Origin of the sequence: Delftia sp. RIT313 (genome assembly GCF_000632165.1) — a bacterium.
Classification (GTDB): domain Bacteria; phylum Pseudomonadota; class Gammaproteobacteria; order Burkholderiales; family Burkholderiaceae_C; genus Comamonas; species Comamonas acidovorans.
In genome coordinates this window covers 1-16065 of sequence record NZ_JFYT01000064.1, presented here as the reverse complement: position 1 = coordinate 16065, position 16065 = coordinate 1, and the positions used below count along the sequence as shown (strand labels likewise).

At 67.8% G+C, this 16065-nt stretch carries 12 protein-coding genes; 3 read left to right on the top strand and 9 right to left on the bottom strand.

Translation table 11 applies throughout. The features are described from left to right. Positions 1-104: 104 nt before the first annotated feature. Together BW39_RS19720 and BW39_RS19715 are read right to left on the bottom strand one after the other, a co-directional pair. On the bottom strand, positions 105-1802 hold the full coding sequence (locus BW39_RS19720) for a ShlB/FhaC/HecB family hemolysin secretion/activation protein (RefSeq protein WP_043823806.1): 1698 nt from the start codon (positions 1800-1802) through the stop codon (positions 105-107). Positions 1803-1807: 5 nt separating this feature from the next. After that, positions 1808-3634 carry a filamentous hemagglutinin N-terminal domain-containing protein gene (locus BW39_RS19715; RefSeq protein ID WP_043823805.1) on the bottom strand — a complete coding sequence of 609 codons (1827 nt, stop codon included), beginning with the start codon at positions 3632-3634 and terminating at the stop codon, positions 1808-1810. 692 nt (positions 3635-4326) lie between these two features. On the opposite strand from BW39_RS19715, the gene BW39_RS19710 reads away from it, so the two are divergent. Both BW39_RS19710 and BW39_RS19705 read left to right on the top strand, forming a co-directional pair. After that, positions 4327-6111 (top strand): NAD(P)/FAD-dependent oxidoreductase, encoded by a 1785-nt coding sequence (locus BW39_RS19710; RefSeq protein ID WP_043823804.1) that lies wholly within the window; start codon positions 4327-4329, stop codon positions 6109-6111. Further along, on the top strand, positions 6108-6677 hold the full coding sequence (locus BW39_RS19705) for a VUT family protein (protein WP_034390445.1): 570 nt from the start codon (positions 6108-6110) through the stop codon (positions 6675-6677). The genes BW39_RS19710 and BW39_RS19705 overlap by 4 nt, the downstream gene beginning before the upstream one ends. Before the next feature lie 165 nt (positions 6678-6842). Here the strand turns inward: BW39_RS19705 and BW39_RS19700 are convergent, their stop codons facing one another. Then, positions 6843-8219 (bottom strand): amidohydrolase, encoded by a 1377-nt coding sequence (locus BW39_RS19700; RefSeq protein ID WP_043823803.1) that lies wholly within the window; start codon positions 8217-8219, stop codon positions 6843-6845. 96 nt (positions 8220-8315) lie between these two features. Here BW39_RS19700 and BW39_RS19695 point away from each other — a divergent pair, with 96 nt between their 5' ends. Further along, complete coding sequence (locus BW39_RS19695) at positions 8316-9335, top strand: GlxA family transcriptional regulator (RefSeq protein WP_043823802.1); 1020 nt, start codon at positions 8316-8318, stop codon at positions 9333-9335. 716 nt (positions 9336-10051) lie between these two features. Here BW39_RS19695 and BW39_RS19690 read toward each other — a convergent pair. The 6 genes from BW39_RS19690 to BW39_RS19665 form a co-directional block, all read right to left on the bottom strand. Beyond that, entirely contained in the window at positions 10052-11047 is a 996-nt protein-coding gene (locus BW39_RS19690) for a tripartite tricarboxylate transporter substrate binding protein (protein WP_043823801.1), read from the bottom strand. Positions 11048-11201: 154 nt separating this feature from the next. Next, the gene (locus BW39_RS19685) at positions 11202-12131 is read right to left on the bottom strand and encodes a 2-hydroxyacid dehydrogenase (RefSeq protein ID WP_043823800.1); all 930 of its coding nucleotides are present in this window, start codon (positions 12129-12131) and stop codon (positions 11202-11204) included. 182 nt (positions 12132-12313) lie between these two features. Further along, positions 12314-13084, bottom strand: a complete 771-nt coding sequence (locus BW39_RS19680) for a class II aldolase/adducin family protein (RefSeq protein WP_012203336.1) — start codon at positions 13082-13084, stop codon at positions 12314-12316. A 59-nt stretch (positions 13085-13143) separates the two neighbouring features. Beyond that, positions 13144-14688 carry a class I adenylate-forming enzyme family protein gene (locus BW39_RS19675; protein WP_043823799.1) on the bottom strand — a complete coding sequence of 515 codons (1545 nt, stop codon included), beginning with the start codon at positions 14686-14688 and terminating at the stop codon, positions 13144-13146. A gap of 86 nt (positions 14689-14774) precedes the next feature. Beyond that, positions 14775-15761 carry a tripartite tricarboxylate transporter substrate binding protein gene (locus tag BW39_RS19670; RefSeq protein WP_012203334.1) on the bottom strand — a complete coding sequence of 329 codons (987 nt, stop codon included), beginning with the start codon at positions 15759-15761 and terminating at the stop codon, positions 14775-14777. A gap of 125 nt (positions 15762-15886) precedes the next feature. Then, positions 15887-16065, bottom strand: a 179-nt coding sequence (locus BW39_RS19665; RefSeq protein WP_043823798.1) for an FAD-binding protein, incomplete at its 5' end; no start/stop codon positions are given.

The window sequence follows — 16065 nt, the reverse complement described above, 5'->3', positions numbered from 1 at the left end:
ATGGTCGGTGCATGCATGCTGGGCTCCCTCTTCATTGCTCTGTCTTGTCTGTCTCTGTGTTGCTGCTGTCTTGCTGCCGGTGCGCCTGCGCGGGCGGTACAGCGCTAGAACTGGTAGGCCAGGCTGGCATTGACACGCCAGCCGGGCTTGGGCATTTCACTGGGTGTGCGCAATGGCTTGCCCGCGATCAGCTCGGCGAAGCCGCCCGCGAAGGCGATGCGCAGCCCGCCTCCTGCGCTGGCCAGGGCATGTGAGCGGCTGTCTGCAACGGTGGACAGCCGCGCCGCATCCACAAACAGGTAAGGCTCGTAGCGGATCTGCCCGCCCAGGATCTGGGGCGGCCGCTGCAACGCCCATTCATTGCGCCAGACCATGCCCTTGTCGCCGCCAACGGCCGATTCGGGAAATCCGCGCACGCTGCCCACGCCTCCGGCGAAGATCTGCTCGGACGAGTACAACGGATGCCGGCTCCATTGGCCCAACGCACGCGAGCGCCAGGTCAGGAGGCTGCCCAACGGCCGCTCGACCGATGCCGACAGCTCCAGCTTGGTGAACCGGTAGCGGGCGGCCTCCCGGGGCAGGTCGGCCGGGTCGCGGTTGGTGTCCAGCCAGGGCATGCCGCGCGAGATGCCCGCATCCACCGTCCACTGGCCCAGCCCCTGTCCGGCTTGAAAGCGCGTGAGGCGGTTGATGCCCAGGCGCAGCACGGCCTGGGTCTGCGGGCTGAGCGAGATGTTGTTGACGGAACGCTCGGCCTTGCGGTGCGAGAAGCTCAGGTCCATGGCCGTCTTGCTGTTCTGGTCGCGCTGCAGCAGGCGGCTCAGCGACAGCGTGTAGGTCTTCGATGTGCCGTGGACCAGGGCGGTGTCGCCAATGAGGTTCTGGTATTCCGACACGGAAGCCATGGCCGACAGCGTGGCGTAGCCCAGCGGCACGGAGAAGGTGCCATACAGGGCGTTGGTTTCCGTGCTGGTGGTCAGGCCGGCGCCCAGCGACTCCATCAGGCCCAGCACATTGCCGGCATCCAGGCCCAGCTGCACGCGAAGGCGGCCGGTGGCGGCCGCGCCCTGGTTGTCCAGCGAGACGTTGTAGCGCGCGGCCTGGCCCGCCTGGTTGACGAACTCGACGATGGAGCCGCCCGGCTGCGTGCCCGGGCGGATCTGCACCTGCACGTTGTTGCGCCTGAGGCGGTTGAACTGGTCCACCGACTGCTCGATGTCGCGCAGGCGCAGCACGTCGCCCTGCTTCATGGCAAGGGCCAGATGCACGCCCGGAGCCTGATCGTCGCCAGGACCGACGGGGGTGCCGTTGAACAGCAATTGCTCGATGCGGCCCGGCACGATGGTGAGGGACAGCACGCCCTCCTGCAGGCTCTGGTTGCCCACGTAGGCACGCGAGGTGGTGTAGCCCGCAGCGATCAGGGCCCGGTTGACCCGCTCCAGCAGCACGTTGATGTGTTCGACCCCGATCGAGCGGCCGACAAAGGGCGCGGTGACCCTGGCAAAGACAGCCTCCGGCAGCAACGCCATGCCGTCTTGCCTGATGGTATGAATGGGAAAGGCCGGTCCCTGGGGTTGCAGGCCTTCGGGGAATCGGTCTTCCATGCCTGCGGCTGCGGCAGCGGGTTGCTCGAATTCAATGCTGGCGGGTGCGGAGCGGCGCAGCATTTCCTCGCGCAGTTTTTCCTGCTGTTCGCGGATGATCTGGTCGTTGGGGTCGCGCGCAGACACAGGCTGTGCATGGACGAGCATCGGGCTGAGGGCCAGCGCGCAGATGCCCGCGGCGGATTTCCAGTGGCTCATGCGGTTCACCACCAGAAGATGCCGAGGTGGTCCTCGATGCGCACTGCATCGCGGGAAGGCTTGCGAATCACCTCGATGGCGCCGTCCACGCCTTCGGAGGCTTGCAACACCCCGCCGTCCTGGTATGCCAGCCCCTTGAGAACCAGCCGTCCTTGCTGGACGGTGTAGCTGCCGCCCTGGTCCGTGGCATAGATCCTGGCCCAGGTGTCGCCGAACAGGGCCTTGAGACCCTTGTCGCGCAGGATGACGGTATGCACGGGGCGCCCTCGCGCAATGACCTCGGGAGCCTCCAGGGTCATGCCCTTGCCTGCGTAGACCTGGCCGGCATCGTTGAGGATCTTCCCGCCAGCACGTATATCGACCGATTCGGCGCCCATGATCTGCCCGCCCACCAGCGCCTCGTTGGAGGAGGCTGTGCGCCTGCAGACGAACAGGAAGCAGCTTTGCCGGTATTCGAATCCGCCAATGCTGTGCGCCTTGGTCACGACGCTCTCTTGCGCCTCTATCTTGATGCCGCCCTGGTTGGAGAACACATGGCCGCCCAGGTTGGAGAAGTTGCGCGCCGTGACCTGCACATTGCCTTGCGCCACCCAATAGGCCTGGTTGGCAGGATCGGCCAGCTCGCCCATGTCCACGCTGTAGCCTTTTCTGCGCTTGAAGACGCTGTGCGACTGCCAGTCGCTCTGGCCTGCCCCCGCAATGTGCACGCTTTCATTGCGCACATCCGCAGCACCTCGGATGAACAGATCGCTGTTGGAGACAATGCGCGCGTTGACGGAGTCCAGGCCCCGCCCACTGTCCAGGAACACGGAGCCTTCCTTGCCGAAAATCAGCGCGGTTTTGCTGGCCCCGACGGGCGTCCGGTGCTCTATGTCGCCGCCGGCCTTGAGCACGACGGCATGGGCATCCTCTGCGTCGCCGACGCCCTGCTGGCCGGATATCTCGCCACCCAGGTTGCGAATGGATCCGTCGGCCTGGAGCCGGACGCGGCTGCCCGCCACCAGCAGGCTGCTTTCTTCCCCACGCGAGCTGAGCACGATTTCCTGGGAACGTATGTCCACCTGTCCCTGGGCCTGCACCTTGCCGCCGATCTGTTCCAGCTGTCCCGTGCTGGTCAGCCGGAAATCCCCGGCCGAGGCCACCATCTGCCCCTGGTTGCGCACACCGGCGCCCTGGTCGGTCACCAGAATCTCGATACGCCCGGAGGTGACCTTGGAATCCGCATTCAGGTCCACCGCCAATGCGGTGCTGCGCGCCTTCCCGCCCTCGTAGTAGACCCATGGCGTCAAGTTGTCCGTTGGCGACGCCGCCGTATCGAACTGGGCCGTGGATTCCCCGGCCACCATGCGGACAAGGGCGCTTGATGACGAGAACTCGTTGGTGACGGCACCCTGCAGGGCAATGCTCTTGGCAATCATCTCCAGACGGATCAGATTGCCGGTGACCCCCTGCTCGCCAATCACGATCTCGCCTTGCTTCGTATGGACATCCACCAGCCGCTGGACATAGCCCGAAGGCTGCAATTGATCGCGCAGCGTCACGGCGCCCGTGGTCAGGGCAACGCTGCCGAAATTGACGAAGCTGCCTCCATTGACGCGTATGCCGTTCTGATTCGCAAAAATCAGATTGGCGCGGGGGCCATTGACATCGATGGCTCCTGTGATATGCGAGGGCGCAGCGGAAAACACCTCGGCCACGATGGTTCGCGCCTTGACTCCCTCATTCAAGAAGGTAAGTCCAGCCTTGCCCACATCGAACTGGCTGAAGCCGTTGTATGAAACACCGTCCGTGACCTGGGCCGGCGTGACCTGCACGCGGCCACCATCACCCATGTTCACCCGCGTGGCGGAATCTGGCAGGGCCGTGACCCTCGATACCACTTCCGACCGGACGGTACCCACCCCTGCCAGCCCGCAGACTATGACTCCCAATGCGCCGCGGAGCGCGGCGCCTCCCATTGTTTTTTTCATATGGCGTAACCAGCCTCAATACCCGCACACCCGGAATTGAGGCCAGCATGTCAATCTGGTTGGACTCCATTGCCCGCATATGGCTCCCCTTGCCGGCAACCCTCTCTTGAAAAAGCCCCAAAAGCTTCCGGCTATGCCCGCAGGAAACTGATGGGGGGAGCAAATGATCAGGGAAATCACCGCTCCAGCCAATACACCTTTTTTGACAATGGGATTTTCCTTCTAGGAATTTTCTGATTCTCATGGGAAGAATCAGGAGTTCGCCTATTGATTGGCATGCTATTGACACCACCGGTAAAGCGCCCGTTGCAGTCATCGGGCACATGCATTCGCATGCCTTGCATTTCTCGCAAGCCTGGGGCAATGCATCTACGGTTTGCGGCCCGGTCCCAGTCCCTTGGTGTTTCAGTGTTTCAGGCCTGCCGGCGGCCTGCCCCGCACGCCCGCCTGGCCTTTGCGAACCCGAGCACGCTCCATGGGTGTGGCCGCTGTCGCCTGTGCCGGGCGCTGCTTTGCCTTACCATCGCCGGCCCTCTGCTTGATAGGTACAAGCCATGATCCGCGTCTCTGAACTGAAACTGCCCCTGTCGGCGGTGCAATACCACCCCGACAGCCACACCGAATATCTGCCCCTGGAGCCGCTGCGCGCCCTGGCCGCGCGCCAGCTGGGCATTGCCGAGGAGGCCATTGCCTCCGTGCACGTGCACAAGCGCAGCTTCGATGCGCGCAAGGCCGAGCTGCTGGCCGTCTACATCGTGGACCTGACGCTGGCCGACGAGAGCCAGGAAGCCGCACTGCTGGAGCAGTTCTCCAGCCATGCCCATGTGAACCCCACGCCCGACATGCGCTGGCATGCCGTGGGCCAGGCGCCTGCCGACCTGCAGCGCCGGCCCGTGGTGGTGGGCTTCGGGCCTTGCGGCATCTTTGCGGCCCTGGTGCTGGCGCAGATGGGCTTCAGGCCCATCGTGATCGAGCGCGGCCGCTCGGTGCGCGAGCGCACCCAGGACACCTGGGGCCTGTGGCGCAAGCGCGAGCTGGCGCCCGAGTCCAATGTGCAGTTTGGCGAAGGCGGCGCAGGCACCTTCTCCGACGGCAAGCTCTACAGCCAGATCAAGGACCCGCGCCACCTGGGCCGCAAGGTGATGCAGGAGTTCGTCACCCACGGCGCACCGCCAGAGATCCTCTATGCCGCGCACCCGCACATCGGCACCTTCAAGCTGGTGAAGGTGGTCGAGGGCATCCGCGAGGAAATCATCCGCCTGGGCGGTGAGATCCGCTTCGGCCAGCGCGTGTGTGACATGCGCATCGAGGGCGAGGGCGAGGACCGCCATCTCACCGCCCTGGAGGTGCTGGACCAGGACAGCGGCGAGCGCCAGTGGCTGGAGACCGACCATGCCGTGATGGCCCTGGGCCACAGCTCGCGCGACACCTTCGCCATGTTCTACGAACGCGGCGTGCACATGGAGGCCAAGCCGTTCTCGGTGGGCTTTCGCATCGAGCATCCGCAGAGCCTGATCGACCGGGCGCGCTGGGGCAGGCATGCCGGCCACCCGCTGCTGGGCGCGGCCGACTACAAGCTGGTGCACCACGCCAGCAACGGGCGCGCGGTCTACAGCTTTTGCATGTGCCCGGGCGGCACCGTGGTGGCGGCCACCAGCGAGCCCGAGCGCGTGGTCACCAACGGCATGAGCCAGTACTCGCGTGCCGAGCGCAATGCCAACGCCGGCATGGTCTGCGCCATCGACCCCTCCGACTATCCGCGCGATGCCAAGAGCTTTGCCTGGGCCTTCGACGGCAAGACCCATGGCGTGGAAGACCTCAAGGACGGCGAACTGCACCCGCTGTCGGGCATCGTGCTGCAGCGCCAGCTGGAGACCAAGGCCTACCTGCTGGGCGGACGCAACTACAACGCGCCGGGCCAGCTGGTGGGCGACTTCATCGCGGGCAAGGAATCGGCCGCGCTGGGCGAGGTCGAGCCCTCCTACCAGCCCGGCATCACGCTGACCAACCTGCACCACGTGCTGCCGGCCTACGCCATCGAGGCCATGCGCGAGGCCCTGCCCGCCTTCGGCAAGAAGATCCGCGGCTACGACATGCACGACGCCGTGCTCACCGGCGTGGAAACGCGCACCTCCTCGCCCGTGAAGATCGAGCGCGGCGCGGACTTCCACAGCCTGAACACGCGCGGCCTGTACCCGGCCGGCGAAGGCGCCAGCTACGCGGGCGGCATCCTGTCGGCCGGCGTGGATGGCGTCAAGGTGGGCGAGGCCGTGGCCTGCGCCATCCTCGGGCTGCCCCTGCCCTCGTCGGGCGCACGCGGCTCCGGTGGCGCAGCATGACACCGCGTCCGCACCGTTTCGCCGCCCCCTCGCGCACCCAGCTGCTGGCCGCCATCGCGGCCATGGGCGTGGTGGTGCTGTCGTCCAACATCCTGGTGCAGTACGCCATCAACGACTGGCTGACCTGGGGTGCCATCACCTATCCGTTCGCCTTCCTGGTGAGCGAGCTGGTCAACCGCAGCTTCGGCCCGCAGCAGGCCCGGCGCGTGGCCTGGGTGGGCTTTGCCGTGGCCGTGGCCGCCTCGCTGGTGCTGGCGCCGCCGCGCATCGCGCTGGCCTCGGGCGCGGCCTTCATTGCCTCGCAGTGGCTGGACATCGGCGTGTTCCACCGCCTGCGTGCGGGCCGCTGGTGGCGTGCCCCCCTGGTGGCCACGCTGCTGGCCGCCTGCCTGGACACCTTCCTGTTCTGGAGCATCGCCTTCGCAGGCGCTGCCGAGCCCTGGGTGACCTGGGCCCTGGGCGACCTGGGCGTGAAGCTGGTGCTGGGCGTGGCGCTGCTGCTGCCCTTCCGGCTCGCCATCGCCCGGTGGTGGAAAGGCCCATCGGCAATCGCCAGCGCCAAATAAAGCCGACGCGGCTCGCACGGACTCGATCTCAAGCCAGGGGTACCGAGCAAGGGCCTACGCCGGCCGCGCCGCCCCGCAGCGAGGGTGCCGTCCCCCTCCCGCGCGGCGAGAGAGGGGACGCCGTGCAACGGGAAGCGGCGTCCGCCGCTCCGGGGAGTCCAATAACTATGGGTTGCGCTGCAGGTAGTCCACGGCCAGCGCGGCCAGTGAACGCGCGCCCGTGGGCAGTTGCTTCTCGTCGATGTCGAACAGCGGCGAGTGGTTGGACGGTGCCTTGGCAAAGTCCTGGCCTGCCGGCGGCGCGCCCAGGAAGTAGAAGAAGCCCGGCACCACCTTCTGGAATTCCGAGAAATCCTCGGAGCCGCTGACCTTGGGAATCACCATGGCCTTGCCGCCCATGGCCAGCTTGAGCGCGGGCAGCGAGGCTTCGGTCAGCGCGGCGGGGTTGGTGGTCACCGGATAGGCCACGGGACCGAAACGCACCTTGGCCTTGGCGCCGCTGGAGGCCGCGATCTGCTCGGCCGTGGCGGTGATGCGCTTGTGCGCCTCCTGGCGCATGTCCTCGTCGAAGGTGCGCAGCGTGCCCTGCATCTCCACGTTGTCCGGGATGATGTTGTAGCGCGTGCCGCCCTGGATGGAGCCGATCGTCAGCACGGCCGGCTCCAGGCTGATGTTGAGCTGGCGGCTGACCACGGTCTGCAGGCCCAGCACCACCTGGCTGGCCGCGACGATGGGATCGACCGCATTCCACGGCGACGAGCCATGGCCGCCCCGGCCCTCGACCTGGATGCTCAGGCTGTCCGAACCCGCCATCAGCGGCCCGCTGCGATAGCCCACCATGCCCGAGGGCAGGTTGGCCGTGATGTGCAGGCCGTAGATGGCCTGCACGTCCTTGAGCACGCCGGCCTCCACCATGGCTTTGGCACCAAAGCTGGGCACATGGCCGTGGGCATCGGCCTCCACCGGGGCGCCTTCCTCGGCGGGCTGGAAGATGAACTTCACCGTGCCGGGCAGCTTCGCGCGCATGCCGGCCAGCGCCTCGGCCGCGCCCATGAGCATGGCCACGTGGGCATCGTGCCCGCAGGCATGCATGACCGAAACCTCCTTGCCCATGTACTGGGCCTTGGCCTTGGAGGCAAAGGGCAGGCCGGTCTTCTCGGCCACGGGCAGCGCATCCATGTCGGCACGCAGCGCCACGGTCTTGCCCGGCCGGCCGCCGCGCAGCACGCCCACCACGCCCGTGCCGCCCACGCCGGTCTGCACCTCCATGCCCAGGCGGCGCAGGTGATCGGCCACCAGCTTGGCCGTGCGTTCTTCCTGCCCCGACAGTTCAGGGTGCTGGTGGATGTCGCGGCGCCAATCCACCATCTTGGGCGCCAGCGGCTGGATGGCGGCATCCAGGGCCGCCAGGCCCTGTGCATCGAGCCCCTGGGCGCTGGCCGCCAGTGGCAGGCCGCAGGCCAGCAGCCCGGCCAGGGCGATGGAGCGCAGGCCTGTGCGCGGGAAGGAGGAAGGCTTTGTCTCGGCGCTGGTGTGGAGCATCTTCGTGGTCCTGGAAAGTGGCACAAGCAGCCATGCTAAAAGTGAAGCACGTATGACGGGCACGTCAAAATCGCCATTCGAGGAGCCAGAACCGCCATGCCCCGAGCCTTCATCATCGAGCTGCCCTGCCTGGAGCACAGCGCCATCGGCCATGCCGCGCACCTGGTCGAAATGCTGCGCAGCGCCAACCTGGTCGCCAGCCTGCGCCTGGGCCGGCGCGCGCCACGCTTTGGCTGGCGCTGGGTCGACGGCCAGGGCCGGCCCCTGCCCGCCATGCCGCATGCGGCCGAAGGCGCGGCAGCCGAGGGGCCCGCGCAGGCCGTCTTCGTGAGCGCGCTGCACTGCCCCGACATCCCGTCCATCCGCGACATCGTCGCCGCGCATCCGGCCCTCGTGCGCCGCATCACCACGGCCTTCGACCAGGGCCTGGCCGTCTGCACGCTGGGCAGCGCCGCCTGGTTTGCGGCAGCGGGCGGCCGCTGCCAGGGCCGGCTTGTGGCCCTGCCCTGGTATTTCATGGGTGGCTTCGGCCTGGACTTCCCGGGCATCGAACTGGCCGAGGGCCAACCCTTCGTGGACGACAGGCCCTGGCTCAGCGCCTCCCACCCCGAGGCCCTGGCACCCATGGCCGTTGCACTCACCCGCCATGCCTTCGGCGACGACCTGGCCGCAGCGCTGGCCGCCGTGCTGCAGCCCGATGCCCAGCGTGAACGCGCCACCCGCGCCGCCCTGCAGGACCGCCGCATTCCCGCCACGCGCAACAGCGTGCTGGCCCATGCCATCGCCTGGCTGGAGGCACGCGTGGAGCAGCCCTATGACCTGCAGGCCCTCGCGCACGCGGCATCCACCAGCCCGCGCACCCTGCTGCGCCACTTCCAGCAGGAACTGGGCCACAGCCCGCTGGACCACCTGCACCGCCTGCGCTGCGCGCGGGCCCGGGTGCTGCTGGAGATCACGCTGGAGAGCGTACCGTCCGTGGCGCTGGCCTGCGGGTATGGGGATGCCTCGGCGTTTCGGCGGGTGTTTTTGCGGTATGTGGGAATGGCGCCTGCGGCCTATCGGGAAAGGCATGCGTTGAGGGCGCCCAGGAGGCGGTGGAGGGTGGGGGCTGCTTGATTGTTTTTGCCCCTGCCGGGGGGTTCTTTGCGAGGCCGGGTCTCGGCCCGGCAGCCGACCTACTTTCTTATCGCGCGATAAGAAAGTAGGCAAAGAAACGCGCCCGAATGCCCGCGACCCCTGCGCTTCGCTCCGGGGCAACCTGCGTCGTGGCGGTTGCGGGGTTCGCTGCGGAACTCGCTGCGTTCACTGCGTGAACTCCGCTCAGACAACCGCAGCGAGTCAGATCACGAAGCAGTCCTGTCCTTCGGCAGGACTGCAACCCCGCAACCACCACGCCGCAGGCGCTGACATACGGGGAGTTGGTACGGGCCTTCGCTTCGCTCGGCCCCGTCTTGGAGCCGAGCGCAGCGATGGCGCCGGCTGTTGGCAGTTGGCAGTTGGCTATCCCCAGCCTCCCCCCTTCTGCCCACGCCTGCGTTGGGCGGGATGCGGGGTGGCAAGCCTGCCGAAGGACAGGCTTGCTTCGTTGTCTAGCTCGCCGTGATGTTTGAGTGAAGCGCGCAGCGCGCAACGAGTTTCACGGCGCACCCCGCATCCCGCCCAACGCAGGTCGCCCGCAGCGAAGCGAAGGGTCGTGGGCAGTTCGGGGCGCGCTTCTTTGCCCCGCTTTCTTGTCGCGCGACAAGAAAGCGGGTCGGCCGCCGGGCCGAAACCCGGCCTCGAAAAACAACCACCCGGCGGGGTCAAAAAGCAGACCCGAGAACAAAAACAACCTAGTCCACCGTCACCTTCGCCTCCCGAATCACCCTCCCCCACTTCTCCGTCTCGGCAGCAATGAACCGATCGCACTCCTCAGGCGTGGACCCCTCCGCAAACGTCCCCATCACCTGCTCCAGCCGCTGCGACACCTCGGCACTGCGGATGATGCGCGACACCTCGGCGGACATGCGCTGCACGATCTCGCGCGGCACGCCGGCCGGCGCGATCATGGCCGCCCAGGTGCTGCCCAGCAAGCCGTCGTAGCCCTGCTCCACGAAGGTGGGCACGTCGGGCAGCGCGGCCAGGCGCTTGTCGCTGGCCACGCCGATGAGGCGGATGCGGCCGGCCTTGGCGGGCTGGATGAGGTTGGGCGGCGGGTCCAGGAACAGCGGGATCTGGCCGCCCATGAGGTCGGCCAGCGCGGGCGCGGCGCCCTTGTAGGGCACGTGGACCATGTCCGTCTTGGTGAGCAGCTTCATCAGCTCGGTGGTCAGGTGGGCGCTGGAGCCGCTGCCCGAGGAGCCGAAGCCCACCTTGCCCGGATTGGCCTTGGCATAGGCGATCAGCTCGGGGGTGGTCTTGAAGGGCGCATTCATGGCCACGGCAGCGACCAGGGGCGAGACGCCCATGAGCGAGACGCCGACCAGGTCCTTCTTCGGGTTGTAGGGCAGCTTGGGATAGAGCGTGGTGTTGGCCGCATAGGCCGCGATGACCACGCCGAAGGTGTGCCCGTCCGGCGCGGCCTTGGCGATCTGGTCCACGCCGATGATGCTGTTGGCGCCCGGCTTGTTCTCCACGATGACGGGCTGGCCCAGGGCCTTTTGCAGGCCGACCTGCAGCAGGCGCGCCATCTGGTCGGTGAAGCCGCCTGCCGTGTACGGAACGATGATGCGGATGGGCTTGGAAGGCCAGGGGCTCTGGGCCCAGGCCGAGGGGGCCAGCACGGTGGTGGCTGCTGCAGCGGCGGCAGCGGTCGATTGCAAAAAGCCGCGGCGGGAAGTCGAAGGCATGGTGTCTCTGGGTTCTTCTCAGTTGAAAAATGGCCCCCACGCTACCCTTGCTGCGCAAGGTCCGCTGCCCCCCAAGGGGGCCGCTTTTCATCTTGGGGCGGCCCGGCGATGAAAAAACGCCACGCAACAGCGCAGCGTCGGATGGAAAAAGGGCTCAGTACCCCCGCGCCACATCCACAAGGTTGAGCAGCGGCTCGCCCGCGCGCAGGCGGCGCAGGTTCTCCAGGCACTGGCGGGCCACGGTGTCGGCCGAGGCCTGGGCCGCGATGTGCGGCGTGACAAAGGCCTTGGGATGGCCCCAGGCCTTGTTGCCGGGCTGGGGCGGCTCGTCGCGCAGCACGTCCAGCGCGGCGCCGGCCAGGTGGCCTTCGTCGAGCAGGGCCAGCAGGTCGTCTTCCACCACCTGCTCGCCGCGCCCCACGTTGATGAAGTAGGCGCCGCGCGGCAGCAGGGACAGGGTGCGGCGGTCCAGCAGGTCGCGCGTCTCGGGCGTGAGCGGCAAGGCGCAGACCAGGATGTCGCTGGCGGACAGCAGCTGCTTCAGACCTTCGGCACCGCTGTGCGTGGCCAGGCCTGCAATGCTCTTGGCGCTGCGGCTCCAGCCTGCGACGGGGTAGCCGATGGCCTGCATGGCGCCGGCCACGAAGCGGCCGACCTCGCCCAGTCCCAGGATGCCCACGCGGCAGTCTGCGCTGGCGCGCACGGGGCGGCGCAGCCAGTCGCCGGCCTGCTGCTGGCGCGCGAACAGGTCCAGCTCGCGCGTGTGGCGCAGCGCGGTGCCGACCACGTACTGTGCGATCTCCACATGCTGCTGCGGATCGACGGTGCGCGCCACGGGCAGGCCGGCCGGCAGGTCAGGCACGGCCAGCAGCTTGTCCACGCCCGCGCTGGGCGCGCACAGCAGCTTCAGGCCCGGATAGGCCGGCAGCACGCCCGGCTTGAGGCTCCAGGCGAGCATGGCCTCGACCGCGTCGGCCGGCGCCTCCTCGCGGTGGCCCCAGACCTGCACGCCGGGCGCCAGCGCGCGCAGCGAGTCGACGATGGGCGCGCCCATGCTCGGGTGGATATTGACCAGAATTCCCATTGATTTCTCCATGAATCTGAGCACTGTTCGCTGCCTGCGAAACAGCAACAGCCCAAGCGCGGGACACCAAGCAAGGGCCTATGCCGGCCGCGCCGCCCCGCAGCGAGGGTGTCGTCCCCCTCCCGCGAAGCGAGAGAGGGCGCCGTGCACACGGGGGAAGGCGCGCAGCGACTCAGGGGGTGTTAGTCCTTGTAACTTGGATCGATTCGATCAAGACGGCGCAGCAGGCCGGGCCAGGCCAAGCCTGCGCCCTTGCCCTTGGTGACCTGGCGCGACTGGTTGACCGCGTCGGCAATGATGTCCTGCGGGATGCGCGTGAGCTCGCCGCCGCCCGACTGCGCCAGGATCTGGATGCGGCAGGCCGACTCCAGCGTGTACATGGCCAGCACAGCCTCGGCCACGTTGCGGCCGCAGGTCAGCAGGCCGTGGTTGCGCAGGATGAGGAAGTTGCTGGCACCCAGGTCATCGACCAGGCGCGGCTTCTCGTCGTCACGCAGGGCCACGCCTTCGTAGTCGTGGTAGGCCAGGCGCGCCAGCGGGAAGATGGACTGCTGCGAGATGGGCAGCAGCCCTTCCTTCTGCGCCGAGACGGCCACGCCATAGCGCGTGTGCGTGTGCAGCACGCACTGCACCTCGGGGCGGCCGTCGTGGATGGCGCTGTGGATGACGAAGCCGGCCGGGTTGACGTCGTACTCGGTCTCCATCAGCGGCCGGCCTTCGTGATCGACCTTGACCAGGCTGGACGCAGTGATCTCGTCGAACAGCATGCCGTAGGGGTTGATCAGGAACTGGTCGGGCTGGCCCGGCACGCGCGCCGAGATGTGGGTGAAGATCAGGTCGTCCCAGCCGAAGTGGGCGACCAGCCGGTAGGCGGCGGCCAGCTCGATGCGGGTCTGCCATTCCTCGGCCGTCACCTGGCGGCGGACCTCGGACATCGTGGTGTCGTTGCTCATGGGGTGTACCTCTTGGTGGACATCGTGGTGGACATCGTTTGGAGAAAGCATCCGCCGGTTCAGCGCCCCGTCGCGTACTGGTCGCGCAGCTCGCGCTTGAGCACCTTGCCGATGGCGCTGCGCGGCAGCTCGGCAATGAAGCGCAGGTCCGCCAGGCGCTGGGTCTTGCCGGCCCGCTGGTTGTACCAGCCCATGATGTCCTCGGGCAGGGCCGGCTGCCCCGCGCGCGACACCACGTAGGCCACGGGCGTCTCGCCCCATTGCTCGGACGGCACGCCGACCACGGCCACGTCGTCCACTGCCGGGTGGTCGCGCAGCTGGGTCTCCAGGTCGCTGGGGTAGATGTTGAAGCCGCCGCTGATGATCATGTCCTTGCGGCGGTCGAACAGGGTGAGGAATCCATCGGCATCGAAGCGGCCCACGTCGCCCGTGCGGATGAAGCGCTTGCCCGTGGGGTCGAACCATTCGGCCTCGCGCGTCTTGGCGGGCTGGCCGTGGTAGCCGGTCATCATGCTGGCCGAATGGCCCACGACCTCGCCATCCTCGCCGGGGGCGACCTCGTGGCCGTCCTCGTCGATGAGGCGGATGTCATGGCCCTCGGCGGGCTTGCCCACGGTGTGCAGCTTGTCCTGGTGCAGATGGGCTTCGAGGATGCAGGTGCCGCCGCCTTCGGTCATGCCGTAGAACTCGGTCAGGCTGCCGGGCCAGCGCGCCACCACGTCGGCCTTGAGCTCGGCCCGGAATGGCGCGCTGGTGCAGAACTTGGCGCGGAAGCTGGACAGGTCATGCTCGCCGAACTGCGGCAGCGCCATGATGCGCTGGTACTGCACGGGCACCAGCATGGTGTGGGTGACGCGGTGCTGCTGGGCCAGCTGCAGGTAGCGGGCCGCGTCGAATTTAGGCATCAGTACCACGCAGCCGCCGCTGCCCAGCGTGGGGAAGAACACCACCAGCGTGGTGTTGGAGTACAGCGGCGTGGCCAGCAGCGTCGTGCCCTCGGGGCCGTAGCCGTAGACGCTGCCCCGGTTGATGTGGGCCCAGCGCATGCCGTGCGACTGCACGATGCCCTTGGGGGTGCCCGTGGTGCCCGAGGAATAGATGATGTTGAACGGCGCGGCCGGCTCCACGCTCACGGGCGCGGGCTGCGCGCCTTCGGGCGCCAGCCAGTCGTCAAAGGCCCGGCCGGGCGCGGCACCGTCCAGCGAGATGCATTGCAGGGCGCCGTCGGCAGGCACCAGGTCCTGGGCCGCCTTGTCGAGGAACAGGTGGCGCGCCTGGGCATCGCGCAGCATGGAGGCCAGGCTGTCGGCCGTGGAGGACGGCGCCAGCGGCGCAACCACCACGCCCGCGCGCAAGGCGCCCAGGAACAGCGCGGCATAGCGCACCGAGTTCAACGCGCAGATGGCAATCGCCTGGCCAGGCTGCACGCCGTCGCGCTGCAGCGCGGCGGCCACGCGGTCCATGAGGGCGTCGAGCTGCGCGTAGCTCAGCGTCTGCTGGTCGTCGCGTAGGGCCGTATGGGCAGGCTGCTGGCGCGCGTGGCTGCGGATCAGTTCGGCCAGCGTGGTGAAGGGCGCATCGGGCGAAGGCAGGGAGACAGTCATGAGGGACTCCGTTTCACGAATTCACGAATCTCAAGCGGACTGCGCCCGCCAGCCCCCTGGCCCTGCGGGCGCATTGGAGGACAGGCCTACTTGGCGGCCAGGCCCAGGCGGTCGATCAGGACCTTGTCCTTGGCATAGGCCTCGCGCACCCACTGCGCATAGTCGGCGCCGGAGCGGTACCAGGCGTCCTGGTTCAGCTGCTTGAGCACCTCGATGTGGCGCGGGTCATCCATGGCTTTCTTGAAGGCGTCGTGCAGCTTGCGCACCACGGCCGGGTCCATGCCCTTGGGGCCGGCCAGTCCGTAGGGCGAGGTGGAGACCACGCCATAGCCCAGCTCCTTGGCCGTGGGCACGTCGGGCCAGCGCTGGGTGCGCTTTTCGCCGAAGGTCATGAGCAGGCGCATCTGGCCGCCATCCACATAGGTGTCCCAGCCCGAGGCATCGCTTTGCGCGGCCACGTGGCCGCCCAGCAGGGCCTGCTGCAGGTCGGCGTTGCCCTTGAAGGGCACGTGGTTGAGCGTGACCTTGGCGTTCTCGGCCAGCTCCTCCATCAGCAGGTGGGGCGAGGAGCCTATGCCGGTGGAGCCGTACTCGATCTTGCCGGGGCTCTTGCGCGCGGCGGCAATGTATTCGTTGAAGCTCTTGTAGGGCGAGTCCGAGCGCACCGTGAAGCCGAAGGTGTAGCCCGAGACGCCGATGATGTAGGTGAAGTCCGTGACCGGGTTCCAGGCCGTCTTCTGCATGTGCGCCATGCGCAGCATGGACATGGGGAACTGGGTGATGGTGTAGCCATCGGGCTTGGCCGTGCGGGACATGTTGCCCGGGCCCAGCGTGCCGCCCGCGCCGGGCTTGTTCTCCACGATGATGGTCTGACCCAGCTGCTTGCCCGCAATGTCGGCCAGGGTGCGCATGTGGCGGTCGGTGGAGCCGCCTGCGGGGAAGGGCACGATCAGCGTGATCGGGCGCGTGGGAAAGTCGCTGGCCTGGGCCCATGCCGGTGCGCTGGCGCCCGTGGTGGCCACAAAGACAACAGCCGCAAGCGCAAGGCTGCGGCGGCCAATGGAAATCTGCATATCTGTCTCCTGCATCTCTGAACCAGGTGGGGCCGGGGCACATGCCTTGTGTGCCGCTCTGACCAGGGCCCGGATGCTTCACCCGGGCCCGTTGGCACCGCCTCCCGGTGCGGTGCCTTGCGTTCTTACAGCGACTGCACCAGCTCGGGCACGGCCTGGAACAGGTCGGCCTCCAGGCCGTAGTCGGCCACCGAGAAGATCGGTGCCTCGGGGTCCTTGTTGATCGCCACGATCACCTTGGAGTCCTTCATGCCGGCCAAGTGCTGGATGGCACCGGAAATACCGGCCGCAATGTACAGCTGGG